Here is a 23,154-nt window from a genome sequence, read left to right on the forward strand (position 1 = left end):
CTCGAATTCGCCCCAGTACGCCCGAAAGGTCACCTTACGTCCGCAGAGCGGCCGCGAGGTGACCTTTCGGTTCAGCGTGTCTCAGGCGTTTTCGCGCTGGAAGGTCCGTGAGCCCCACCAGATGGCCAGGACCGCCATGACCAGCACCACGACGCTCCCGGTGAACAGCGCGTCCATCGAGAAGTCACCGCGGAAACTGTTCCGCTCGACGTCCACCACGTGCCGGAACGGATTGATCCGGGAAATCGTGTACAGCCAATCCGGTGCCGAGCCCGCGGTGATCGGGATCAGGATTCCGGACAGCAGCAGCAACGGCATGAGAACCGCGTTGAGCAAAGCCGGGAAGGCGTCCTCGCTCTTGAGCGTCAGCGCCAGCGCGTACGAACACGACGCCAGCGTGATCGACAGAAGGAAGACGATCACGAGGCTGAGCACGACGCCGCCGAACGGCGCGTTCAGGTCGAAGACCAGATACGCCAGCGCGATGATGAGCAACGCCTGGACAACGGTCTGCAAAGCGTTGGCGAGCACCTTGCCCAGCAACAGCGCTACGCGGCTCACCGGCGTGACCCGCATCCGCTCGACCACGCCCGAGCGGAATTCCGCCAGAAGGCCGAAGCCGACGAACGAACTGCCGAACAACGCGAGCTGCGCGACGATCGCCGGGGTGAAGATCATCCAGCCGTCCACATCGGACATGCCTTGCGCGTTGAGTGACTTCACCAGAAGCGGGCCGAAGAAGAACAAGTACAGCAACGGCTGCATGATGCCGATCGCCAGCCACGTCGGATTGCGCAACGCCGCGAGCATGTCCCGGCGGAAGATCAACCAAGTGTCATGCAACATGCGTGGCCTCCTTTTCCGGAGCGCCGTCGACCGGCGCGCCCTCTTCGGCGTCGCGCAGGCTTCGGCCCGTCAGGGTCAGGAAGACGTCGTCGAGCGTCGGCCGGTGCACCTGCATGGACGCCATCGCGATGCCTCGCGCGTCCAGCGCCCGTAACAATTCGGGCATCGCGGTGTCCCCGCGCGGCACGCGGAAACGCACCGTGCCCTCGATGACGGTCATCTCGTGGGCGCCTTCGAGGCGGCCCGCGACTTCAGCGGTCTCCGCCGCCGAGTCCGATGAGACCCCGATGACCACACTGTCACCGGAAACCCTCGCCTTCAGCGAATCCGGTGTGCCTTCGGCGACGATCTTGCCGTCGTCGATGACGATCAGCCGGTCGGAGAGCGCGTCGGCCTCGTCGAGGTAGTGCGTGGTCAAGAAGACCGTGACCCCCTGCTCGTCACGCAGCCTGCGGATGTGGTCCCACAGGTTCGCCCGGCTCTGCGGGTCGAGCCCCGTCGACGGCTCGTCGAGGAAGACGAGTCCGGGCGAGTGGATCAGTCCGAGTGCGATGTCGAGCCGTCGGCGCTGCCCTCCTGACAGGGTCGCGGTCGTCCGCTGGTCGAGCCCGGCCAGGTCCAGCTGCTCGGCGAGGACGGCCCCGCGCGCGAGCGCGTCCGCCTTGCTCATCCGGTACAGCCGCCCCTGGAACTCGATCTCCTCGACGACCTTGCTGGCCGGCGCGGTGCCGCCGCCCTGGGCGACGTAGCCGATTCGCCGGCGCACCCCCAGTGGGTCGGCGAGCAGGTCGCAACCGCCGACCGTCGCTTCGCCCGCGGTGGGCTTGAGAAGCGTTGTCAGCATGCGCAGGGTCGTGGTCTTCCCCGCGCCGTTCGGCCCCAGGAAGCCGACCAGTTCCCCGGCCGACACGTCGAGGTCGACGCCCTTGACGGCGTGGACCTCGCCCCCATTGCGGCCCTTGCGGCGGAAGCGCCGCTCAAGGCCGCGTGCCTTGATCATGTCTACCCCTTTCCGATGTCCGACTATTCAAACTTGACTAGTCGGCTGGACGCACTGTGCCCTAGGAGTCGTGCCGTAGTCAAATTTGATTACTTGGGCGGTGCGCCGAACACGTTTTCGTCGTCGCCCTCGCCGGCCATCACGTACTCGCCTGCTTCCAGGCGGCCGATCAGATCCCTCATCCAGGACACGTTCGCGTCCGCGTGCACGCTCCACAAGCGGTACAGCTCGCTCACGTGCGGCGGCTTGCCCAGATCGACGGCGTGTTCACGGGCGTAATGGGTCGATTGGGCGTGCGCTTCCATATTCGCCAGCTGCTGTTTCAGCAGAGCCAGCACCTGCGGGCGGGGCAGGGTCGGCATGAACGTGATCGCCGCCGACAGTGAGTACCCGGTCGCGTCGTCGCTCGACAACGCCCTGCCGAGCTGCACGACGAATTCGGTTTCGCCGTCTTCGGTCAGCCTGTACGCGGTCCTGTCGGGTCCGCCGCCGGCTTCGACGTCCTCGACCTGCTCCAGGAGGCCGTCGGCCGTCATCTTCTTCAGCGCGTGATAGATCGAACCCGGCTGGACGTTGCCCCACTTGTCGGCCGCCCACGAGAGAAGCTCGCGCCGGACCTGGTAGCCGTGTGCCTTCCCGTACATGCGCACGACACCCAGCACCAGCAGACGCGTGGCGGACACCGAGGCCTCCGATCCTCTCCCGGACAACAATGCCTTGGACGACGTCCGTAGGCTAAACAAGCATGAGCACCCCAGTGTTGACTGCGGTGGCCTGGCCCTACGCCAACGGCCCCCGCCACATCGGCCACGTGTCCGGATTCGGCGTCCCGTCCGACGTCTTCTCCCGCTACCAGCGAATGGCCGGCAACCGGGTGCTCATGGTGTCCGGAACCGACGAACACGGCACCCCGATCACCGTCCAGGCCGACAACGAAGGGCTCACCTCCCAGCAGACGGCCGACAAGTACACCCGTCAGATCGGCCAGGACCTGCAGGGACTCGGCCTCACCTACGATCTGTTCACCCGCACCACCACGGGTAACCACGCCGAGGTGACGCAGCAGATCTTCCTCGCGCTGCACCGCAACGGCTATGTCGTTCCCAAGACGACCCGAGGCGCCATCAGCCCCTCGACCGGCCGCACCCTGCCCGACCGCTACATCGAGGGCACCTGCCCGATCTGCGGTTACGACGGCGCGCGCGGCGACCAGTGCGACAACTGCGGCAATCAGCTCGACGCCGCGGAGCTGATCAACCCGAAGTCCCGGATCAACGGCGAAACGCCGAAGTTCGTCGAGACCGAGCACTACTTCCTCGATCTGAGCGCGTTCGTCGAGACCTTGGGCAAGTGGCTGTCCAGCAAGACCGACTGGCGCCCGAACGTCCTCAACTTCACGAAGAACCTGATCGACGACATGCGGCCGCGGCCGATCACCCGTGACCTCGACTGGGGCGTGAAGATCCCGCTGGACGGCTGGCGCGACCAGCCGCTCAAGCGCTTCTACGTCTGGTTCGACGCCGTCATCGGCTACTTCTCGGCGAGCGTCGAATGGGCGCGCCGATCCGGTAACCCGGACGCCTGGCAGGAGTGGTGGAGCAACCCGGACGCCCGCTCCTACTACTTCATGGGCAAGGACAACATCACCTTCCACGCTCAGATCTGGCCCGCCCTGCTGTTCGGTCACAACGGCGAGGGCGACCGAGGCGGCGTGCCCGGCAAGTACGGCAAGCTGCACCTGCCCGACGAGATCGTTTCCAGCGAGTTCCTCACCATGAGCGGCTCGAAGTTCTCGACGTCGCGCGGAACGGTCATCTACGTCCACGACTTCCTGCGCGAGTTCGGCCCGGACACCCTGCGGTACTTCATCTCGGTCGCGGGTCCCGAAACCCAGGACACCGACTTCACCTGGGACGAGTTCGTCCGCCGGACCAACTTCGAGCTGGCCAACGAGTGGGGCAACCTCGTCAACCGGTCCGTCTCCATGGCGCACAAGAACGTCGGCGCCATTCCTCGTCCCGACGCCCCCACGGCCGCCGACGAGGAGCTCAAGGAGCTTTCCCGCAAGGCGTTCGACACCGCCGGCGCCCACCTGCAGCGGTCCCGCTTCAAGGCGGCCGCGAGCGAGGCCATGCGTGTCGTCACCGCCGCGAACCGGTACCTCTCGGACCAGGAGCCCTGGAAGCTCAAGGACGACCCCGCCCGCCGCGACAGTGTCCTGCACACCGCCCTGCAGGTCGTGTCGGACGCCAACACGCTGCTGACGCCCTTCCTGCCCCACTCGGCGCAGAAGGTGCACGAGGCGCTCGGCGGCACCGGCGTCTGGGCGGCCCAGCCCGAACTGCGGGAAGTCGAGGACCTCGACATCCCCGGCCGGATCAACCCCATCATCACCGGGGATTACCAAACCGAGCAGGCGCGCTGGAAGTCCGTGCCGATCGAGGTCGGCAAGCCGCTGGAGAAGCCGACCCCGCTGTTCGCCAAGCTGGACCCGGAACTCGGCGAGACCGGTCCCGAATGGGCCCCGATCTCGAAATGATCAGCTGATGGGTGCGGAGAAGAAGGAACTGCCGCCGATCCCGGACCGCCTTCCGGTTTCGGTGGTGGACGCGCACACCCACCTCGACGCGTGCGGCGCGGTCACCGCGGCTGACGTGACAGCCATGGTCGATCGCGCCGAACGCGCCGGTGTCTCGCGGGTGATCACGGTCGCGGACGATCTCGCGGCCGCTCGCTGGGCCGCGCAAGCGTCCACTTGGGACCGGCGGGTCTGGGCCGCTGTCGCGATCCATCCCACGCGTACAAAGGATTTCGGCGAGGACGAGAAATCCGAAGTGGAGAGTCTCGCGAAGGAGTCCAGAGTGGTCGCTGTCGGCGAGACCGGCCTCGACTACTACTGGGACTACTCGCCCCACGACGCCCAGCAGGACGCCTTCCGGTGGCACATCGATCTCGCGAAACGGATCGGGAAGCCACTGATGATCCATGATCGAGACGCTCACGAGGACGTTTTGCGGATCCTCGAAGAAGAAGGCGCGCCCGAACAGGTCGTCTTCCACTGTTTCTCGGGAGACGAGGTCGTCGCTCGCCGCTGTGTCGACGCGGGATACGTACTTTCTTTCGCCGGGACGGTCAGTTTCCGCAACGCCCGCGGGCTCCACGAGGCGGCGCGGATCGTTCCGGCGGACCAGTACCTCGTCGAAACGGACGCGCCGTTCCTGACCCCGCATCCGTTCCGTGGACGGCCGAACGAGCCCTACTGCGCCGCTTATACGGTTCGTCATCTCGCCTCGCTCAGGGGCGAGGCGGTGCACGAGGTGGCCGAAGCGGTGCGAGTGACCGCTGAGCGGGTCTTTCGTTTGCCGACAGTCACCGCCCGTTGAACGGATTGCGACATTAGTGATCAACAATGGTCCACCCTGATGAGTGACCAACGTCACGACACTCCGGGGGGTGTTTGCGCAACCCGGCGAGGTTCGTTACTGTCCCGTGATCGTGCCGGTCGGTACCCGCTCATGCGGTTTCCGGCTGTTACGCCCACAGTCACGTCAGTGCACGTCGGGGAAGCGGAACCGGGAGCGGTACGGCCTGGAACCGTGACGATGGCGCTGACTGCGGGTGTCGGACTTCTAGAGGTGTGCCGAAGTGCGCATCGAGACGAAGGACGTAGTGGAGCGGTAGTCGAGCTCCTCGACGTCTTGGGAAAGGGAACGACCCAGTGACTGGTAGCAGTAGGCAGGATGGCTCGCGCCTCGGCGCAGAGACGAACACCTTCGCTTCCGCCGGTTCGGTTGCCGTGCTCGACCGCGACACTCAGTACGGCGAGCTGGACTACTCCGACGATCCGCGCATCACGCACCAGGACGTCCTCGCCGCGCTCGGCCCCGACGCCGACGCCCTGATGGCCGAGATCGACGTCGACGTCGACGAACTGATCCGCCTCATCAGCGCTGAGACCACCATGCTCCCGCCGATCGTCATCCCGGACGAGGTGGCCGAAGAGCGCACCGCGGGCGCGCCGATGAAGGTCGCGACCAAGGACGAGGTCATCTCGAGCGCGACCCGCGTCTGGAAGAAGCGGTTCCTCAAGGGAACCGTCATGGCGGTGCTGCTCACCCTCGGTGGCGGCGGCGCGGCCGCGATGGCGATGAACAAGAGCGTCACGCTCGACATCGACGGCAAGCAGCAGACCGTCCACAGCTTCGGTGACACGGTCGGCGAGGTCCTCGAGGACGCCGGCCTTTCGGTCGGCGCGCACGACTCGCTCTCGCCCTCGCCGCAGGCCGAGGTGGGCGACGGCGGCGTCATCAAGCTGGAGCGCGGCCGCAAACTGAACCTGATCGTCGACGGCGCACCGCAGCAGGAGTCCTGGGTCCGCGCGACCAACCTCAGCGAGGCCCTGAACCAGCTCGGCCGTTCCGATCTCGCGAAGTCCGGCACCTGGACCTCGATGCCGCAGAACGGCGAGCTCCCGCTCGAGGGAACCACCGTCGAGGTCAAGACCCTCAAGAACGTCACCGTCTTCGACGGCGCGAACGAACCGCACAAGGTTCAGACCAACTCGGTCACCACCAAGGAATTCCTCGGTGAGCTCCGGATGACCCTCGGCCCGGACGACGAGGCCGTCGGTGGCCTCGACGTCAAGCTGGTCGACGGCGCCGAGGTCCACATCAGCCGGACCGGCGTCACCATGGTCAAGCAGAACGAGGAAATCGCTCCGCCCGAGCAGAAGGTCGACGACCCGGAGCTCGAAAAGGGCAAGACCAAGGTCGAGGACCCGGGCACCCCGGGCCAGAAGACCGTGACCTACAAGGTCACCAAGCGCAACGGCAAAGAGGTCGGCCGCGAGAAGGTCTCGGAAGAGGTCATCACCGAGGCCAAGCCCAAGATCGTCAAGGTCGGTACGAAGAAGCCCGCCGACCCGGTCATCGGTGACGCCGGTGCCTGGGACCGCATCGCGCAGTGCGAGTCGACCGGCAACTGGGCCGCCAACACCGGCAACGGCTACTACGGTGGCCTGCAGTTCAACAAGAGCACCTGGGATGCCTACGGTGGCGATCAGTACGCCGCGTACCCGCACCAGGCCAGCAAGGCCCAGCAGATCGCCGTCGCCGAGAAGGTTCGCGACAGCCGTGGCGGCTACGGCGCTTGGCCGCACTGCGGCAAGAAGGCCTGACGCCGGCTAAGTCCTCCTTTCCTGAAGGTCATCGTGTGGGTTCCGCCCGCAAGGTGGCCTTCAGGCCGTTAAGGGCTTCTGCGGCGGCACAGCGTTTTCGGCTCTCGGTTTCGACAGCCGTGTCCACCAGCGTGTGGGTCGTATACGGGCCACGTTCTGGGAGCGTTCGGTCGCAGCGCCCTCTCGTACGCCACTGTGGCCGCGGTGGGGGCTTGGATAGCTCTTCGGCCGTACCGGGGTGGGCTTGGGGTTGTGTTCGGGTCTCTTGACCGGCTCAGGGGGCTGAGACTGCCCGGTGCCTCGTTCAGGGGCCTGCCGAGGCAAGGGGACATCCGGTTCACTTTCCGCGAGATCGACGATCTCCGTGAAGGCGTCACCGCGTCTCTCGGCCGGTGTGCGGTCGTCGGCTTCCCCGTTCGGAGCTGGATACGCCCGCGGCACCATGAGCGCGTTCAGGCGGGCGCCTGTCTCCGGATCGAGGTTGCCGCGCATGTCCCAACGGCCGGTTCGTTTCTGCCGTAACCAGAATTCGCTTCGTTCGCGTTTCGGGGCGGGATCCTCCGTGGTGCTCCCGTCCGGGTCGAGAAGCGCGAGCAGGTCTGTTCCGGCCACTGTGATGTCGCGAGGTCTCGCGACGCTGGCGAGATCGACCAGATCCTTCTCGGCCTCGGATCGCGCGCTCGCGGTGACGTGGTCGGGCAGCTTCTTCAGGACAGTGACGATCCGGTCGATGCCGGCTTCGGCCAGTACGCCCGTAGCGGCTGTGACTCCGGTCAGAGGCGCGACGGGTTGAGTCGATGTGCCGTCGCGCGCACGTCTCGAGTTGAGCGCCAGAGCACGACCGGTCACCTTCTGAGCCTCCGCTCTGGGGACCCGGGCCACATGTTCGTAGAAGACGGCGATCGAGTTGAATCCGTAAAGCTCCCGGACACCACGTGACTCGATCTCGGCCAGGATCTGGCCGACTTCGGCGGCGAGGCGCCGCCCTTCGCATAGCCGTGACTGCAACTCGTCGAGGAGCAGATCGGCGTCACCTTCCGGCAGATTGAGCGGGAAGGCCTTGGGGGTGTTTGTGCTGGTCATCCCTCGATTGTCGGGCCATAGTCGAACGAATGCACGGTATCGATCGGGTGGATGATCATTACGCTCCGGCAGACCGAAATTGCGCCCATCACCCTGAAGTGGAACGCGGGCAGATAGAAACCGTCGGACGGGTGGTGGGGGCGAGTCGCGGCCGCCAGTCGCGGCTCGCGGGGGCTGGTTACGATCGTCGGGTGACTGAACTGCTCGGGCCTGCGGAGATCAGGGCGCTGGCGGCCGAGCTGGACGTGCGTCCGACCAAGAAGCTCGGCCAGAATTTCGTGCACGATCCCAACACGGTGCGCCGCATCGTCGACCTTTCCGGGGTCGGCGAAGGCGACGTCGTGCTGGAAGTCGGGCCGGGCCTCGGCTCGTTGACCCTCGGGCTGCTCGCGACCGGAGCCGAGGTCGTCGCGGTCGAAATCGACCCCGTGCTGGCCGGACGACTGCCGAACACCGCGGCCGAACGGGGAGGCGCCGAGAGGCTGACGGTCGTCGGGGCGGACGCTCTGCGGATCACGGCGGCCGACCTGCCTGCGCGGCCGACCGCGCTCGTCGCGAACCTGCCGTACAACGTCGCCGTTCCCGTCGTGCTTCACCTGCTCGCCGAGCTGCCATCGCTGACCAGTGGACTCGTAATGGTCCAGACCGAGGTCGCGGACCGAATGGCGGCCGGGCCGGGGAGCCGGACTTACGGCGTCCCCAGCGTCAAGCTCGCGTGGTACGGCAAGGCGCGCAAGGTCGCGGCGGTGCCCCGCGCGGTCTTCTGGCCCGTTCCGAACGTGGACTCCGCGCTGGTCGCTTTCGAGCGGGGCGACGTGGTGTCGTCCGTGGAGCGGAAACAGTTGTTCGCGGTGGTCGATGCCGCCTTCTCGCAGCGTCGGAAGACTTTGCGCGCGGCGTTGGCGTCATGGGCGGGTTCCGCCGAACGCGCGGGCGAGTTGCTCGAGAAGGCGGGTATCGACCCCAAGACCCGCGGGGAGCAGCTGGACGTCCACCAGTTCGCCCGGATCGCCGCCGCGGCCGGCTGACCACCTGTCGCAGGTGTGACCGGTACCGCGCCGAACGCGGTCCGGTCGATGTCAGCAAGACTGCGTAAATCCTCTCCTGGATCTACTTGATCCAGAGCTGTCTTCGCAGGCAGCGGCCTCGCCATAGCACGAATGCATCTGGTGCTGTCTCAAAATATGGATAGCCGATCCTGTATCGTGGACGCGACCAGACGTGTGATCTGCGACTACGTGCTTGCTTTCATCCAGTGGGATCGGTTTTACTCAGTGAGCCATCCCGAGCGACTGAGAGACCTGGCTCGCCGAAGTCGCAGCAACCACCCTCCACGGGGCAGGTGCTACCGCCAGGACCGATGGAGGCTGTGCCTAATGAACAGGGTCACCCACCCGCTCCTGCTGACCAGGCGACGTGTAGTCGACGAAGGTCGCCGCACGGTAAGTGCGTGTCGACGCTCCACCGTTACTGCCTGAGTCTTTCTCCCTTACCTCTGAATCCCGTCCGTTCCGGACGGTCACTCGGTGACGGTCGGCGCGCTCGAAAGAAGCGGCGCCCCATTTGCATGGAGCCTTTCGTGATCACTGTCGAAAACCTGTCCAAATCCTTTCCCCTCAACGGAAATCCCGTCGTCGCCCTGCGCGATGTGAGCGTGGACATCCAGGCGGGCTCGCTGTTCGGAGTCGTCGGTCCGGCCGGTTCCGGCAAGTCGACCCTCGCTCGTTGCATCGGACTCCAGGAGCGCCCCGACCGTGGTGTCGTCCGCCTCGACGGCCTCAACACCGGGACCCTCGACGGACGCCGTCTGCGCGAAATCCGCCGCCAGGTCGGTGTCGTGAGCACCAAACCGGAGTTGCTTGCCGAACGCACCATCGCCGGCAACATCGCGTCGCCGCTCGAGCAGCTCGGCCTCGACGGGCCGCAGCGTCGCAACCGGGTCGGAAACCTGCTCGACCTGGTCGGACTCACGCCGCGGGCCGGGCAGCGGCCGGGCGAACTGTCCGAGGGGCAGCTGCGTCGAGTGGCCATCGCCAAGGCGCTGGCCGCCGGGCCGTCCGTGCTCCTGGCCGACGACCCCACCTCGGGTGTGCAGCCCGAGGAGTCCGGCGCGGTCCTGACCGTGCTCGACCGGGCACGTGCCGAGCTCGGGGTCACCGTGCTGCTCACCACTCCCGACGCCGGGGTCGTCCGTCGTGTCTGCGACGACGTCGCGGTCCTCGAAGCCGGGGCGATCATCGAACGCGGATCCGTGCTCGACCTGGTCTCCGACCCGAACAGCCGGACCGCGCAGGCGCTGCTGCCCTCGATCGAGACCGGCCGGGCGCAAGCCTCGAAGTACGACCGCGCCGTGGACGTCGTGCTCGTCGGATTCGCTTCGGTCGGCGCGCTGCTTCCCGAGGCCGCCGGTCGCTTCGACGTCGAACTCGCCACCATCGGGGGCGGCCTGACCCGGATCGGCGACACGCCGGTGGGCCGGTTCCGTCTCGGTGTGCGCGGTGAGCGCGCGGACGCCGCCCTCGCGTGGATCGCCGAACGCGGCGGCCACGTGACCCACCCGGTCCGCGGACCGCAGGGCGTCGCTGCCTGATTTCTCCACGAACGGGCCGCTCAGGACGAAATCCGTCCGGGGCGGCCCGTCGGTGTCTGACTCGTCCTGTTCTCTTTTCTCCTGGTGACTGCACAAGTGGAGCGGCCACGTAGGCTTGAGTCGTGCTCGCCGTCGTACCGCCCCCAGTAACCGTCAGGGTTCCCGCCAAGGTCAACCTGCACCTGTCGGTCGGTGACGTACGCCCGGACGGCTACCACGAGCTGGTGACCGTGTTCCAGGCGCTTTCCCTGACCGACGAGGTGACCGTCGCGGTCACCGAGGACCCCGGCGTCGAGGTTTATGGCGAAGGTGAAGGTGTCGTACCGACCGGCGCCAACAATCTCGCCTGGAAGGCGGCGCAGGCTCTGGCGGCTCACGTCGGCAAAGCGGACGGTGAGTCCAAGGTCCGGGTGGTGCTTCGCAAAGGGATCCCGGTAGCGGGCGGGATGGCCGGAGGCAGTGCGGACGCGGCCGCGACCCTGGTGGGACTCGCCTCGCTTTGGAAGCTCGACATCTCCCGAGACGAACTGGCGGGTATCGCCGCGAAGCTCGGCAGCGACGTTCCTTTCGCGCTCTATGGCGGGACGGCATTGGGTACCGGCCGGGGCGAGCAGCTGGTGCCGGTCTTGTCTCGGCATACGTTCCATTGGGTCCTGGCCTTCGACCAGCGCGGTCTTTCGACGCCGCGGGTGTTCGGAGAACTGGACAGGTTGCGTGAAGAGGGCGACCCGCCGCGGATCGGTTCGCACACTCCGGTGGTCGAGGCGCTGGCGTCCGGTGACCCGCGTCAGCTGGCCCTGCTGCTCGGCAACGACTTGCAGGCGGCCGCTGTTTCGTTGCGTCCAGGACTGCGACGCACGTTGCGGGCGGGAGTCAACGCGGGTGCGCTCGCCGGCACCGTGTCCGGGTCGGGGCCGACCTGTGCCTTCCTCTGCGCGGACGCCCAGTCGGCCGTCGAGGTCGCCGCGGAGTTGTCCGGGGCCGGGGTCTGTCGCACGGTTCGCGTCGCGCACGGACCGGTTCCCGGGGCCCGGCTGGTAGGCGGGGACGACGCGCCGCGGCCGGCGCCGCCTCGGGTGCACGCGTGAGGGTGTCCGAAAAGGACATCGACAAATTCGTTGTGGTGCAAGCTTTTTGGGAAAGGATCGGCTGAGGCATGGCCAACCTGGTCAACCTGGAGTCGGTGAGCAAGTCCTTCGGGGTGCGCCCGCTGCTCGACGGTGTTTCGCTCGGTGTGGCGGAGGGGCAGCGCATCGGCGTCGTCGGTCTCAACGGGGGCGGGAAGACGACCCTTCTGGAGGTCCTCGCGGGGATCAGCGAGCCGGATACGGGCCGGGTGAGTCAAGTCCGCGGCCTGCGGATGGCCGTGGTCACTCAGCGGACCGAACTCCCGGTCGGCAGCACGGTCGGCGATGTCGTGCTGGAGCGCTACGGAGCAGAGCACGAGTGGGCCGCTGACGCGCGTGTCAGGTCCATTATGGATGGTCTGGGGATCACCGCCCTCGGCCTCGAAAAGGCGACGGCGAACTTGTCCGGTGGCGAACGCCGCCGGGTGGCGCTGGCGGCCGCCCTCACCGGTGAACTGGATCTCGTGGTCCTCGACGAACCGACCAACCACCTTGACGTCGAAGGTGTGCGGTGGCTCGCGGATCACCTGCTCAACCGCAAGATCGCCGTCGTGGTCGTCACCCACGACCGGTGGTTCCTCGACACGGTCGCGAGTGTGACCTGGGAGGTCACCAACGGTCGTGTCGAGCAGTACGAAGGTGGCTACGCGGACTGGATCTTCGCGCGGGCCGAGCGGGCCAGGCTGGCAGCGACAGCCGAAGAGAAACGGCAGAACCTGGCGCGTAAGGAGCTCGCGTGGCTGCGTCGCGGTCCTCAGGCCAGGACCTCGAAGCCGCGCTATCGCGTCGAGGCGGCGGAGGCCTTGATCTCCGACGTGCCGGAGCCGCGTGATTCGGTCGAACTGCAGGCGTTCGCCCGTCGGCGGCTGGGCAAGACCGTGCTGGAGATCGAAGACGCCACGTTGACCGTCGGCGACCGCACCCTGCTCGACCACGTCACGTGGCGGATCGGGCCCGGCGACCGGATCGGCCTGGTCGGCGTCAACGGATCGGGCAAGACGACGCTGCTCAAGCTGCTCGGCGGTGACAGGGAGCCCGAGACCGGGCGGCGCATCCAGGGCAAGACGGTCAGCCTCGCGCATCTGCGGCAGGAGCTCGACGATCTGCCGGGTGACCTGCGCGTGCTCCAGGCGATCGAAGAGGTCTCAGGGCGGGTCGTGTTCGGCAAGCAGGAGCTTTCCGCTTCGCAGCTGGCCGAAAAGCTCGGGTTCCCGCAGGCGAGGCAGTGGACGCCTGTCGAAGATCTTTCCGGTGGTGAACGGCGCCGTCTGCAGCTGTGCCGGCTTTTGATGGCCGAGCCCAACGTGCTGCTGCTCGACGAACCGACGAACGATCTCGACATCGACACCTTGCAGCAGTTGGAAGATCTGCTCGATTCGTGGCCGGGCAGCCTCGTCGTCGTTTCGCACGACCGGTACCTGGTGGAACGGGTCTGCGACACCATCGTCGCCTTGTTCGGGGAGGGGCAGGTGACCCACCTGCCGGGCGGCATCGAGGAGTACCTGGATCGGCGCGCCAAGAGCCTCGAGAAGGCCGGTGGCGAGCGGAAGCCGGGTAACGGACAGGGCTCCGCGCCCAAGAAAAGCGCCGCGGAACAGCGGGCTGCGCAGAAGGAACTGTCCCGTCTCGAACGCAAGCTCGACCAGTTGCACGTGAAAGAAGAAAAGTTGCACGCGGCGCTGCTCGCCGCGGCGACCGACCCGACGAAGCTCATCGAGCTCAACACCGAGCTGAAGGCCGTGGAAACGGAGAAGGAGGAGGTCGAGGCCCAATGGCTCGAGACCTCCGAAGCGATCGAATGAGTTCACTCGACGGCGAGCGGATCTTTCAGCGCGGACAGTAATGTGACGCGCATGAGTCGGTTCGTGGACACGCTCGTCGCCACCGCGGCGGGGCGAGGTCAGCAGCGGGGAATGGTCACCGGGGAGCCCAAGGAGCCGGTTCGGCGTACCTGGGCCGAGATTCACGAGCAGGCCAAGCGGGTCGCCGGAGGCCTGGTGACGGCCGGGCTCGAGCCCGGCAAGGCGGTGGCGGTCCTGGCGGCGGCGCCGTCGCTGATCGCGCCGACGGTGCAGGCGGTGTGGCTCGCCGGCGGCAGCGTGACGATGCTGCATCAGCCGACACCGCGCACCGACCTCGCCGAATGGGCCGAAGACACCGTTCGCGTGCTGCGGATGATCGGATCCGGTCTGGTACTGCTCGGTGAGCCGTTCGACCAGCTGGGGCCGGTGCTCACCGAGCACGGCATCGCCTTCCAGGTGATCACCGAGCTGCTCGAGGCCGAGCCGCTGGCGGAGCCCGTGCCGACGAACGAGTCCGAGACCGCGCTCCTCCAGCTGACCAGTGGGTCGACGGCCGATCCGAAGGCCGTGCGGATCACCTACGGAAACCTGTATTCGAACGTCAAGGCGATGGTCGAACGCGCCGAGTTCGATTTCGACGTCGACGTGATGGTTTCGTGGCTGCCCACCTTCCACGACATGGGGATGGTCGGCTTCCTGACGGTCCCGATGACCTTCGGTGTCGAACTCGTCAAGATCACGCCGATCGAGTTCCTGTCGGGACCGTTGATCTGGCCGCAGCTGATCAGCAAGTACAACGGCACGACCACGGCCGCGCCGAACTTCGCGTACGCGATCGTGGGCAGGCGGATGGCCCGCGTCGAGGACGACGACGCGTACGACCTCTCGAAGCTGCGGATCGCGCTGAACGGCGCCGAGCCGATCGACGAAACGGCCGTGCAGACGTTCGTCGAGGCCGGGTCACGGTTCAAGATGCCCGCCGAATGCGTCTTCCCGGCCTACGGCATGGCGGAGGCGACTCTCGCGGTTTCGTTCGCGCCGTTGTTCACCGGGCTGACACTGGACGTCGTCGAAGCCGACGCGCTCGAGGCCGACGACCGCGCGGTGCCGGTCCCCGAGGACGACCCGCGGCGCGGAACGGACGAAGTCCGGTCCTTCGCGGTGCTCGGACCGCCGCTCGACGGGCTCGAGGCCGAGATCGTCGACGATAAGGGCGCGGTGCTCGGAGAACGCCAGGTCGGGGAGATCCGGCTGCGCGGTGAGGCCGTGACGCCGGGCTACCTGACCATGGAAGGTCCGCTCGCGACGCAGGACGAGGACGGCTGGCTGCTCACCGGAGACCTCGGTTACCTGGTCGACGGCATGATCGTGATCTGCGGCCGCCGCAAGGACGTCATCATCATGGGCGGCCGGAACCTGTACCCGACCGACATCGAACGGGCGGCCACCTCGGTCGAGGGTGTCCGTGCCGGAAACGCCGTGGCTGTGCGGATCGACGCCGGCAGCCGCCGGGAGCGGTTCGCCGTCGTCCTCGAATCGAAACTCGCCGGGGACCCGGAAACGGAGAAGGCGCTGGCGAAGGAGGTCGCGGCCAAGGTGCGCGGCGCCGTCGACATGCGGCCCTTCGCGGTGGTGGTGCTCCCGGCGGGAAGCCTGCCCAAGACGCCTTCGGGCAAGGTGAAGCGGGCCGCGACCGCCACCCAGTTCGCGGACAAGATCGCCAAGAACGCGGCGACCAGCTGACACGAAAGAGCCGGGCCCGTGGATATCGCGGGCCCGGCTCTTTCGCGGCACCTCCCGTGGGTCAGCGGCGTCGCCAGAGCGGCTTACGGGTATGGGTGTGTTCCAAGGCGGGCGCGATGTAGTAATCGGCGGACCGGGAGAGCCCGGCCAACGTCCCCTCCACGTCCCGGAGGAACGCGTCCACGGCCGCCGGGTCATAGCCTCTCTTCGAGAGCGGCGCCTTGGCGAACGCCACGTCGTGGACGTCCGAAACAGACAGATCGTCGTCGCCGTCGAGTGTCGCGGCGACCCGTTCGAGGAAGGCGTCGACCGCGGGTTCGTGATAGCCCCGGGCGCCGATCGGCGCCCGGTCGAACTGCCGGGTTCTCGCCTCGAACGCGGTGACGGGCACTAGCGCTCCCGCAGGAACTCGACGGGCCCGCGGTCCGGAACGGAGCGTTCGGCGGTCGCCTGACCCTCTTCACGCGCGCCGGGCACGCTGAGTACCTGCTGTCCGGTCCGGTGGGCGAGCTGCTCTTCGATCTTGTCGAGGAACTCGTCGACTTCGCGTTCGTCGTAGCCGCGCTTCCCGATCAGCGGACGCGAGAACATGACGTGGTGGACCTCGGCGGCCGTCAGGTCGTCCCGGTCCGAGATCGTGTCCGCGATCCGTTCCAGGAACGCGTCGACCTCGTGCTTGGCGTATCCGCGCCGCCCGATCGGGGCGTTCGGGAAAGTGGCGCCGGTGATGTCTTCGGCCGTAAACGACATGAAACTCTCTCCGGTTTCGGTGGGGAATGCGATCTCCGCATTCCGTCCTAACGGGTTTGAGAGTTCCCCGGAAGAGCTCGCGCTATTCCACGACTCGATCAGGGGCGTGGTGAAACGCCTTCGAGTGACGAGGTGTAACGCACCGCCATGTGAGCGGGTTCACCCAGCGTGGAAGGTGTTCTGAGCTGCGGCGAGGCCGGTGCTGATAAGCGCTTCAACGGCGTCGGCGCAACGATCGATCTCGAAAGCGAGTTCTTTGCGTTCGACCGTCGAGAAGTCTTTCAGCACGAAATCCGCCGGGTCCTGCCGTCCCGGGGGTCGGCCGACGCCGAAACGGACACGGTAGTAGTCCTTCGTGCCCAGGGATTTGGTGATCGAGCGGAGTCCGTTGTGACCGTTGTCGCCGCCGCCCAGTTTCATCTTGAGCGCGCCGAAGTCGACGTCCAGCTCGTCGTGGACGACCACGACACCGGCCGGGGGGATCTTGTAGAACCGGGCGGTGCCCACGACAGGGCCGCCCGAGAGGTTCATGTACGAGCGCGGTTTGGCCAATACCACCCGCTGCCCCGCGAGCCTGCCTTCGAGGACTTCGGCGCCGCTCTTGTGGGCCTTGAACTTGCCGCCGACGCGCCCGGCGAGTTCGTCGAGCACCATGAAGCCGACGTTGTGCCGGTTGCCTGCGTACTGGGGGCCGGGATTGCCGAGGCCGGCGAGCAGGATTTGCTCGCCGGCCCCGGGAAGTACTGCTTCAGTCACATGAGTGACTTTATTCGGCGTCCTCGGCGGGGGCCTCCGCAGCCTCGGCCTCGTCGCCCTCGAGCGCGGACTCGGACGGCGCCTCGTTGACGGCGACGACCAGCGCCTCGGCGTCCGTGACCAGGGTGGCGCCCTGCGGCAGGGTGACCTGCGAGGCGAGGATCTGGGTGCCGGCGGCGACGCCCTCGACCGAGACCTCGACCTGCTCGGGGATGTGCAGCGCCTCGACCTCGACCTGGAGGGTGTCCAGGTCGGTGGTGACCAGGGTGCCCGGGCCCGCGGTGCCGGTGACGACGACCGGGACGTCGACGGTGACCTTCTCGCCGCGGCGGACGACCAGCAGGTCGACGTGCTCGATGTAGTTCTTCAGCGGGTGGATGACGATGGTCTTCGTCAGCGCCAGCTCGCTCTTGCCGTCGAGGTCGAGGCTGATGACGGCGTTGCTGCCGTTCTCACGCACGACGCGGGCGAACTCGAGGGCGGGCAGGGCGTAGTGGCGCGGGTCCGAGCCGTGCCCGTACAGCACCGCGGGGATCTTGCCCGCGCGACGCGTACGGCGCGCGGCACCCTTGCCGAATTCGGTGCGGGGCTCGACGGACAGGCTTACCTCGGACACGGTGTAGCACTCCTTCAATTCACCAACATGTTCAGCGAAATCATGCTGAGGTGGGGATGGTTCGGGGCTGTTCTGGTGTGTCGGCGGCGAATTCCACAGGCGTGCTCGACAGCGTGTGGCCACTCAAGCCGCCGCGTCGATCACGTCGGGCACCAGGTGCTCACGGAACCCGCCTCGCCGAGACCGGGAAAGTGTAGACCAACCGGTCGTGCGAGGGTCCCGCCGGGTGGCTCGTTCAGGTGACAAGTCGGTGACAGCTGCTTCGGGAACCCGCGGATGCGGTGGTGCGCGACCCCTTTCCTAGGGTGTGATCTCCTCGCACGCGACACGAAGGGGGCGGCATGCCGGCACGACGGTTGAGGATCGGCGCGTTCGCCACCCTGTGCTTCCTCGTGGCCGGTTGCGATGTCGCGATCGACGGGTCGGCGGGGATCTCGCCCGCCGAGCAGCAGCGGGTGGATCGGCGCGATGAGCAGCGAGGCGCTGTCGAGAGCGCGCTGAAGGAGCTCGAGCAGGCACCGGCCGTTGTCTACAAGTCGACAATCAAGGATGCCTCGGGCAAGCCCGCCGATCTGGAGTTCCGGATCACCCGTAACGGCAGCGCCCACGGCGCGCTGCCGGTCGACGGCCAGACGATCCAGGTCGTCTCGGCCGACAAGCAGCTGTACCTCTCGGCCACGCCGGAGTACTGGAAGGCGCACGGGCTCGGCAACAGCGAGCAGTACGGCACCGGCTGGGTGCGCACCGACAGCTCGGACCTGCCGGTGAACGCCGTCGAGGTGCTCAACCCGCGCAAGGCGGCGTCGACCCTCCGGACCGCGGTCTCCGCGATGAACCGGCTGACCGATCCGGTCCGGTCGAAGTTGCCCGACGGGACCGAGGTCTACGACGTCGGGAGCGGACTCGGGACACTGCGGGTGACCACCGCGGCGCCACATCGTGTCGTCAGCTTCGCGCCTTCCCTCGTCGACGCGGCGGGAGGCAAGACGCTCGGTGCCGAGATGCGGGTCGAGCCGCTCACCGGGGACGCGCTCAAGAAACTCCAGACCGATCTCGACGGCGCGGTCGGCGGGGTCGGGCAGCCGTTCGACGCGCTCACCCAAGTCAGTGTGAGCGTGGTCGACGACAAACTGGACTGCACGGACTTCGTCGGGACCTGCCGGGCGACCATCGGCGTGGCCAACACCGTCATCGGCGGCGCGAGCGGGACACCCGTGCATCTGACGCTGACCGTCGAGTTCTCCGCGCAGTCGCTCGGCGCGCAGACCTGCACGGCGGACGCCAACGCGGCGCCGGACACCACGACGAGCATGTCCTGCGAGGTCAAGTTCAAACTGCCGAATCGGAACGCCAGCTATCAGGTGCAGGCGAAGCCGGCGGCCCGCGGCGAGGTCCGGGTTCCGGTCGACGTGAACGGCGTTCGTGAGAAGCTCAAATCCGAGTTCGCCGCGCTGGGTGGCTGACCTGCACACTCACCCACGGGTGCGTTACATACGTTGAAGTAGTCGATCTTGCGTTCTTAGCATCGGTGTCGTCGCCGATGAAAAGGGAGAACGTGATGGCGAAGTTGGTTGTGTTCGGAGGAACCGGGTACGCGGGCGGGAAGATCACCGCGGAAGCGCGCGGTCGCGGTCACGAGGTCCTCGCGGTGTCCAGGAACGCCGAAGGTGAGGGGACCAAGGCGGGGTCGCTCTACGACGAGTCCTTCCTCGCCGAGGTCGCCAAGGGCGCCGATGTCCTGGTCATCGCCGTGCACGGGCAGAGCGGCCTGCTCGACGCGGTGCCCTCGATCGCCCGGGTCGCGAAGGACAACGGCGCGCGGATCGGCGTGGTCGGCGGCGCCGGCAGCCTGCGTGTGGCCGAGGACGGGCCGCGACTGATCGACACCCCCGAGTTCCCGGACGAGTACAAGGGCGAAGCGGGGGCGCACGCCGAGGTGCTGGAAGCGTTCCGGAAGCTTCCCGCGGACGTCGACTGGTTCTACCTCAGCCCGGCCGCCGAGTTCGGCGCGTGGGCCGAGGGTGAGCGGACCGGTGATTTCCGGCTCGGCGGTGACGTGCTCCTGACCGACGAGAACGGCGGGTCGAAGATCAGCGGCGCCGACTACGCGATCGCGTTCGTGGACGAGATCGACAAGCCGGAGCGCCGCCGTCAGCGTTTCTGCGTCGCCTACTGACCGGACAGTTCCTTCACGATCGGGGCGAACGTTTCCAGCATCGGCTGGAACACCGTGACGTAGGAGAAGCCGTACCGTTCGCGGCGCTCGTGGAGTTGCCGGACGATCTCGTCGACGGTTCCGAAAAGCAACTGTGGTGTTTCGAGCAGCTGGTCCACGTCGAGGCCGTCCGGGGCTTCCGCGAGCCAGGACTCGGCGGCCGCGCGCCGGTCGTCCGTGACGACGACCCGCTGGACGAGCAGGTTCAGTTCGGGGTTCCGGCCGTTCGCGTGGGAGCGGAAGAAAGCGACGCGTTCGTCCATGCGCTCGGCGTCGTCGAGCTGGAAGGTGCCCGGTGGCTTCCCCGGTGCTTGGCGCAGACCCGAGAAGCCGGTGATGTCGGCCTTCCGGGCGGCGAGGGAGAGCACGCCGTCGCTGTTGCCCGCGAGGAGCAACGGCGGAGGCGTGATCCCTTCGTCCGAGAAGTGTTCGCGCAGGTGGTCAAGGCTCTTGGCGAGGTATTCGATGCGTTCCCCCGCCGGGATCCACGGCAGGCCGGCGTCGTCGAATTCCGATTTCATGTGGCCGGAGCCGAGGCCGAGGTCCAGCCGGTCGCCCGTCATCTTCACCGTCGTGGCGACTTCGCGTGCGAAGAGTGCGAAGTTGTAAAAGGGCACATTGGACACGAGAGTGCCGACGCGTGGCCGCCGGGTCACGGCGGCGGCCATGGTCAGTGCCGGAAAGGGCGCGTTCCGTCCCGGTCCGAGATGGTCCGGCACGGAGATGACGTCGTAACCGAGGGCCTCGACGCGGAGGCACTTCGCGACCCAATCTTCGCGGTTCTCGGCGCCCCACAGGTTCACGCCGAACTTGAATTTCCCCATGGCCGGAAACCTAGCCACGCCGGGTGGCCCGGCGCGCGCTGTTTCGCGAGGAGCCGAAAACGAAGCAAGGGACCTTTGCTGTCACTCTCCGAAAGAGAGCGACAGCAAAGGTCCCTTGCTTCGTTTTGGATCAGGCGTTGCCGTCGAAGAGGGACGTGACCGACCCGTCCTCGAAGACCTGCTGGATGGCCTGCGCCAGCAGCGGCGCGATGGACAGCACGGTCAGCCCGGGGAACCGCTTCTCCTCCGGGATCGGCAGCGTGTTGGTGACGATCACCTCGCGCGCCTTGCAGTTCGACAGCCGCTCGGTGGCGGGGTCGGACAGGATGCCGTGGGTCGAGGCGATGACGACGTCGGACGCGCCTTCGTCGAGCAGGGCCTCCGTGGCCTTCACGATCGTGCCGCCGGTGTCGATCATGTCGTCGATCAGCACGCACAGCTGACCGCGGACCTTGCCGACGACGCGGTTCGCGACGGCCTGGTTCGGCTTGTCCGGGTCGCGCGTCTTGTGGATGAAGGCGATCGGCCGGTCACCCAGCTGAGCCGCCCACTTCTCGGCCAGCCGCACGCGGCCCGAGTCCGGCGAGACGACGGTGATGTTCTCGTCCTGGTAGGTCTTGTTGATGTGCGCGGCCAGCACGTTCTGCGCGAGCAGGTGGTCGACGGGGCCGTCGAAGAAGCCCTGGATCTGCGCGGTGTGCAGGTCGACCGTCATGATCCGGTCGGCGCCGGCGGTCTTGAACAGGTCGGCGATCAGGCGCGCGGAGATCGGCTCGCGGCCCTTGTGCTTCTTGTCCTGCCGCGCGTACGGGTAGAACGGCATGATCACGGTGATCCGCTTGGCGCTCGCGCGCTTGAGCGCGTCCACCATGATCAGCTGCTCCATCACCCACTCGTTGATGGGCGCCGGGTGGCTCTGGATCACGAACGCGTCGGTCCCGCGCACCGATTCGTTGAACCGGACGAAGATCTCCCCGTTGGCGAAGTTGTGCGCGGTCTGCGGGACGACCGACACATTGAGGTGCTTGGCCACCTCCTCCGCGAGTTCCGGGTGGGCGCGCCCGGAGAAGAGCATCAGGTTCTTCTTCGGTGTTCCGGACTTCGAGCTCATGCTGGCGACTCCCCGTCGTTTCCCTTTGCTGAATCGGACACGGCGGTGGTGTCCTGCTTCGCGGCGGAAGCTGCTTCCGCCGCGGGTGTGCCCGGCCTGCGCCGGGTCACCCAGTCTTCGATGTTGCGCTGCGGCCCGGTGGACACGGCGAGCGCGCCCGGGGGCACGTCTTGCCTGATCACGGTGCCTGCCCCACTGTAGGCGCCGTCGCCGATGGTCACCGGGGCGACGAACGTGTTGTCCGCGCCGAGCCGCACATGGGAGCCGATCGTGGTGTGGTGCTTGTTCACGCCGTCGTAGTTGACGAAGACGCTGGAGCAGCCGATGTTGCTGTTCTCGCCGATGGTCGCGTCGCCGACGTAGGTCAGATGCGGAACCTTCGTCCCGGCGCCGATGTCCGCGTTCTTCGTCTCGACGAAAGCGCCGAGCTTGCCCTTGGTCCCCAGTTTGGAACCGGGACGCAGGTAGGTGAACGGGCCGACCTTCACGCCGTCGCCCAGTTCCGAATCGGAACCGTGCGTCCGCACCACCGACGCGCCCGCGCCGACGGAGACGTTCTCCAGGGTGCTGTCCGGGCCGATCTGCGAGCCCTCGCCGACCGACGTCGAACCCTTCAGCTGCACGCCGGGCTCGATGACGACGTCGCGCGACAAGGTCACGCCCGCGTCGATCCAGGTGCTCGCCGGGTCGACGACGGTGACGCCCGCCCGCTGCCAGCCGCGGACGATCCGGCGGTTCAGTTCGGCGCCGAGGACGGAGAGCTGAACACGGTCGTTGACGCCTTCGGTCACCCACGGGTCGTCGATGACCAGCGCGCCGACACCCTTGCCGTCGCCGCGGGCGATGCCGAGGACGTCGGTGAGGTAGAGCTCGCCCTGCGCGTTGTCGGTCGAAAGCTTCGAAAGCCCGTCGACCAGGACGGAAGCGTCGAAGGCGTAGACGCCGGAGTTGATTTCGGCGATTTCGTGCTGTTCGGGGGTGGCGTCCTTCTGCTCGACGATCGAGGTGACGACGCCGCTGTCGTCGCGGATGATCCGGCCGTAGCCCGCCGGGTTCTCGACGACCGCGGTCAGCACGGTGACCGCGTTGCCGGTGGAGTTGTGCTCGGCGACCAGGGAAGCGAGCGTTTCGGTGTCGAGCAGCGGGACGTCGCCGTAGCTGACGACGACAGTGCCGGTCAGCCCGGCGGGCAGCGCCGAGAGCGCGCACGAGACGGCGTGCCCGGTGCCCTTCTGCTCTTCCTGGACGGCCGTGACGACCTCGCGGCCGAGTGCCTCGCCGACCTTCGCCAGCCGCGCGCCGACCGAGTCGCGGCCGTGGCCGATCACCACGACCAGGTGTTCCGGGCTCAGTCCCGCGGCGGCCCGGACCGCGTGTTCGACCAGGGGACGGCCGGCGATCGGGTGCAGCACCTTCGGGGTGGACGAGCGCATACGGGTGCCCTCACCCGCGGCGAGGATCAACGTGCTCAGCGGGCCGGTCACGGCACTCCCAACATTTCACCAACGGTGGTTG

General features: G+C 67.3%; 21 protein-coding genes and 1 riboswitch. Of the genes, 10 read left to right on the forward strand and 11 right to left on the reverse strand.

Annotated elements, in window-relative coordinates; translation table 11 throughout:
• Positions 1–81 precede the first annotated feature (81 nt).
• From CFP71_RS32720 to CFP71_RS32730, 3 genes are all read right to left on the reverse strand, one after another.
• On the reverse strand, positions 82–846 hold the full coding sequence (locus CFP71_RS32720; RefSeq protein WP_093937807.1) for an ABC transporter permease: 765 nt from the start codon (positions 844–846) through the stop codon (positions 82–84).
• Complete coding sequence (locus CFP71_RS32725; protein WP_093937808.1) at positions 836–1,846, reverse strand: ATP-binding cassette domain-containing protein; 1,011 nt, start codon at positions 1,844–1,846, stop codon at positions 836–838. The genes CFP71_RS32720 and CFP71_RS32725 overlap by 11 nt, the downstream gene beginning before the upstream one ends.
• Positions 1,847–1,935: 89 nt before the next feature.
• Positions 1,936–2,529, reverse strand: coding sequence for a PadR family transcriptional regulator (locus CFP71_RS32730; RefSeq protein ID WP_093937809.1), 594 nt, complete (start codon positions 2,527–2,529; stop codon positions 1,936–1,938).
• A gap of 62 nt (positions 2,530–2,591) precedes the next feature.
• Between CFP71_RS32730 and metG the strand changes: the two genes are divergently transcribed.
• From metG to CFP71_RS32745, 3 genes are all read left to right on the forward strand, one after another.
• The gene (gene metG, locus CFP71_RS32735; RefSeq protein WP_167406355.1) at positions 2,592–4,385 is read left to right on the forward strand and encodes a methionine--tRNA ligase; all 1,794 of its coding nucleotides are present in this window, start codon (positions 2,592–2,594) and stop codon (positions 4,383–4,385) included.
• Positions 4,386–4,392: 7 nt separating this feature from the next.
• Positions 4,393–5,229 (forward strand): TatD family hydrolase, encoded by an 837-nt coding sequence (locus CFP71_RS32740; protein WP_093937811.1) that lies wholly within the window; start codon positions 4,393–4,395, stop codon positions 5,227–5,229.
• Between the two features lie 413 nt (positions 5,230–5,642).
• The gene (locus tag CFP71_RS32745) at positions 5,643–7,022 is read left to right on the forward strand and encodes a resuscitation-promoting factor (RefSeq protein ID WP_093937812.1); all 1,380 of its coding nucleotides are present in this window, start codon (positions 5,643–5,645) and stop codon (positions 7,020–7,022) included.
• A 60-nt stretch (positions 7,023–7,082) separates the two neighbouring features.
• Here the strand turns inward: CFP71_RS32745 and CFP71_RS32750 are convergent, their stop codons facing one another.
• Positions 7,083–8,105 (reverse strand): DUF222 domain-containing protein, encoded by a 1,023-nt coding sequence (locus tag CFP71_RS32750; protein WP_093937813.1) that lies wholly within the window; start codon positions 8,103–8,105, stop codon positions 7,083–7,085.
• Between the two features lie 191 nt (positions 8,106–8,296).
• On the opposite strand from CFP71_RS32750, the gene rsmA reads away from it, so the two are divergent.
• The 5 genes from rsmA to CFP71_RS32775 all read left to right on the forward strand — a co-directional run bounded on the left by rsmA (position 8,297) and on the right by CFP71_RS32775 (position 15,367).
• Complete coding sequence (gene rsmA, locus CFP71_RS32755) at positions 8,297–9,133, forward strand: 16S rRNA (adenine(1518)-N(6)/adenine(1519)-N(6))-dimethyltransferase RsmA (protein WP_093937814.1); 837 nt, start codon at positions 8,297–8,299, stop codon at positions 9,131–9,133.
• Positions 9,134–9,381: 248 nt separating this feature from the next.
• A riboswitch (SAM riboswitch) is annotated at positions 9,382–9,472 on the forward strand.
• 212 nt (positions 9,473–9,684) lie between these two features.
• Positions 9,685–10,695, forward strand: a complete 1,011-nt coding sequence (locus CFP71_RS32760) for a methionine ABC transporter ATP-binding protein (RefSeq protein WP_093937903.1) — start codon at positions 9,685–9,687, stop codon at positions 10,693–10,695.
• Positions 10,696–10,817: 122 nt separating this feature from the next.
• A complete protein-coding gene (locus CFP71_RS32765; RefSeq protein WP_093937815.1) occupies positions 10,818–11,783 on the forward strand; it encodes a 4-(cytidine 5'-diphospho)-2-C-methyl-D-erythritol kinase in 966 nt (321 codons plus the stop codon).
• Positions 11,784–11,851: 68 nt separating this feature from the next.
• Positions 11,852–13,624: an ABC-F family ATP-binding cassette domain-containing protein gene (locus tag CFP71_RS32770; protein WP_093937816.1), complete on the forward strand. Its 1,773-nt coding sequence runs from the start codon at positions 11,852–11,854 to the stop codon at positions 13,622–13,624.
• Positions 13,625–13,675: 51 nt separating this feature from the next.
• A complete protein-coding gene (locus CFP71_RS32775) occupies positions 13,676–15,367 on the forward strand; it encodes a fatty acyl-AMP ligase (RefSeq protein WP_093937817.1) in 1,692 nt (563 codons plus the stop codon).
• Between the two features lie 61 nt (positions 15,368–15,428).
• Here CFP71_RS32775 and CFP71_RS32780 read toward each other — a convergent pair whose 3' ends face one another.
• From CFP71_RS32780 to CFP71_RS32795, 4 genes are all read right to left on the reverse strand, one after another.
• A complete protein-coding gene (locus CFP71_RS32780) occupies positions 15,429–15,758 on the reverse strand; it encodes a DivIVA domain-containing protein (RefSeq protein ID WP_093937818.1) in 330 nt (109 codons plus the stop codon).
• Positions 15,758–16,117: a DivIVA domain-containing protein gene (locus tag CFP71_RS32785; RefSeq protein WP_093937819.1), complete on the reverse strand. Its 360-nt coding sequence runs from the start codon at positions 16,115–16,117 to the stop codon at positions 15,758–15,760. Before CFP71_RS32785 ends, CFP71_RS32780 begins: the two co-directional genes overlap by 1 nt.
• 159 nt (positions 16,118–16,276) lie before the next feature.
• Positions 16,277–16,873, reverse strand: coding sequence for an aminoacyl-tRNA hydrolase (gene pth / locus CFP71_RS32790; RefSeq protein WP_093937820.1), 597 nt, complete (start codon positions 16,871–16,873; stop codon positions 16,277–16,279).
• Positions 16,874–16,883: 10 nt separating this feature from the next.
• Complete coding sequence (locus CFP71_RS32795; protein WP_093937904.1) at positions 16,884–17,489, reverse strand: 50S ribosomal protein L25/general stress protein Ctc; 606 nt, start codon at positions 17,487–17,489, stop codon at positions 16,884–16,886.
• Between the two features lie 341 nt (positions 17,490–17,830).
• Between CFP71_RS32795 and CFP71_RS32800 the strand changes: the two genes are divergently transcribed.
• The gene (locus CFP71_RS32800; RefSeq protein WP_093937821.1) at positions 17,831–18,952 is read left to right on the forward strand and encodes a hypothetical protein; all 1,122 of its coding nucleotides are present in this window, start codon (positions 17,831–17,833) and stop codon (positions 18,950–18,952) included.
• A 95-nt stretch (positions 18,953–19,047) separates the two neighbouring features.
• A complete protein-coding gene (locus CFP71_RS32805; RefSeq protein WP_093937822.1) occupies positions 19,048–19,665 on the forward strand; it encodes an NAD(P)-dependent oxidoreductase in 618 nt (205 codons plus the stop codon).
• Here the strand turns inward: CFP71_RS32805 and CFP71_RS32810 are convergent.
• The 3 genes from CFP71_RS32810 to glmU all read right to left on the reverse strand — a co-directional run bounded on the left by CFP71_RS32810 (position 19,659) and on the right by glmU (position 23,123).
• On the reverse strand, positions 19,659–20,528 hold the full coding sequence (locus tag CFP71_RS32810) for a TIGR03621 family F420-dependent LLM class oxidoreductase (RefSeq protein WP_093937823.1): 870 nt from the start codon (positions 20,526–20,528) through the stop codon (positions 19,659–19,661). The two genes, CFP71_RS32805 and CFP71_RS32810, sit on opposite strands and share 7 nt — an antisense overlap.
• Before the next feature lie 130 nt (positions 20,529–20,658).
• Complete coding sequence (locus CFP71_RS32815; protein ID WP_005155717.1) at positions 20,659–21,639, reverse strand: ribose-phosphate diphosphokinase; 981 nt, start codon at positions 21,637–21,639, stop codon at positions 20,659–20,661.
• A complete protein-coding gene (gene glmU, locus CFP71_RS32820; RefSeq protein WP_093937824.1) occupies positions 21,636–23,123 on the reverse strand; it encodes a bifunctional UDP-N-acetylglucosamine diphosphorylase/glucosamine-1-phosphate N-acetyltransferase GlmU in 1,488 nt (495 codons plus the stop codon). The genes CFP71_RS32815 and glmU overlap by 4 nt, the downstream gene beginning before the upstream one ends.
• Positions 23,124–23,154 lie beyond the last annotated feature (31 nt).

This window comes from Amycolatopsis thailandensis (assembly GCF_002234405.1).
In the GTDB taxonomy this organism is placed as follows: domain Bacteria; phylum Actinomycetota; class Actinomycetes; order Mycobacteriales; family Pseudonocardiaceae; genus Amycolatopsis; species Amycolatopsis thailandensis.

What these genes read in the sequence shown, in the direction of transcription:
- CFP71_RS32720 (WP_093937807.1), bottom strand. Translation starts at nt 846, where the DNA reads ATGTTGCATGACACTTGGTTGATCTTCCGCCGGGACATGCTCGCGGCG.
- CFP71_RS32725 (WP_093937808.1), bottom strand. Translation starts at nt 1,846, where the DNA reads ATGATCAAGGCACGCGGCCTTGAGCGGCGCTTCCGCCGCAAGGGCCGC.
- metG (WP_167406355.1), top strand. Translation starts at nt 2,592, where the DNA reads ATGAGCACCCCAGTGTTGACTGCGGTGGCCTGGCCCTACGCCAACGGC.
- CFP71_RS32740 (WP_093937811.1), top strand. Translation starts at nt 4,393, where the DNA reads ATGGGTGCGGAGAAGAAGGAACTGCCGCCGATCCCGGACCGCCTTCCG.
- CFP71_RS32750 (WP_093937813.1), bottom strand. Translation starts at nt 8,105, where the DNA reads ATGACCAGCACAAACACCCCCAAGGCCTTCCCGCTCAATCTGCCGGAA.
- CFP71_RS32770 (WP_093937816.1), top strand. Translation starts at nt 11,852, where the DNA reads ATGGCCAACCTGGTCAACCTGGAGTCGGTGAGCAAGTCCTTCGGGGTG.
- CFP71_RS32775 (WP_093937817.1), top strand. Translation starts at nt 13,676, where the DNA reads ATGAGTCGGTTCGTGGACACGCTCGTCGCCACCGCGGCGGGGCGAGGT.
- CFP71_RS32785 (WP_093937819.1), bottom strand. Translation starts at nt 16,117, where the DNA reads ATGTCGTTTACGGCCGAAGACATCACCGGCGCCACTTTCCCGAACGCC.
- CFP71_RS32800 (WP_093937821.1), top strand. Translation starts at nt 17,831, where the DNA reads ATGCCGGCACGACGGTTGAGGATCGGCGCGTTCGCCACCCTGTGCTTC.
- CFP71_RS32805 (WP_093937822.1), top strand. Translation starts at nt 19,048, where the DNA reads ATGGCGAAGTTGGTTGTGTTCGGAGGAACCGGGTACGCGGGCGGGAAG.
- CFP71_RS32810 (WP_093937823.1), bottom strand. Translation starts at nt 20,528, where the DNA reads ATGGGGAAATTCAAGTTCGGCGTGAACCTGTGGGGCGCCGAGAACCGC.
- CFP71_RS32815 (WP_005155717.1), bottom strand. Translation starts at nt 21,639, where the DNA reads ATGAGCTCGAAGTCCGGAACACCGAAGAAGAACCTGATGCTCTTCTCC.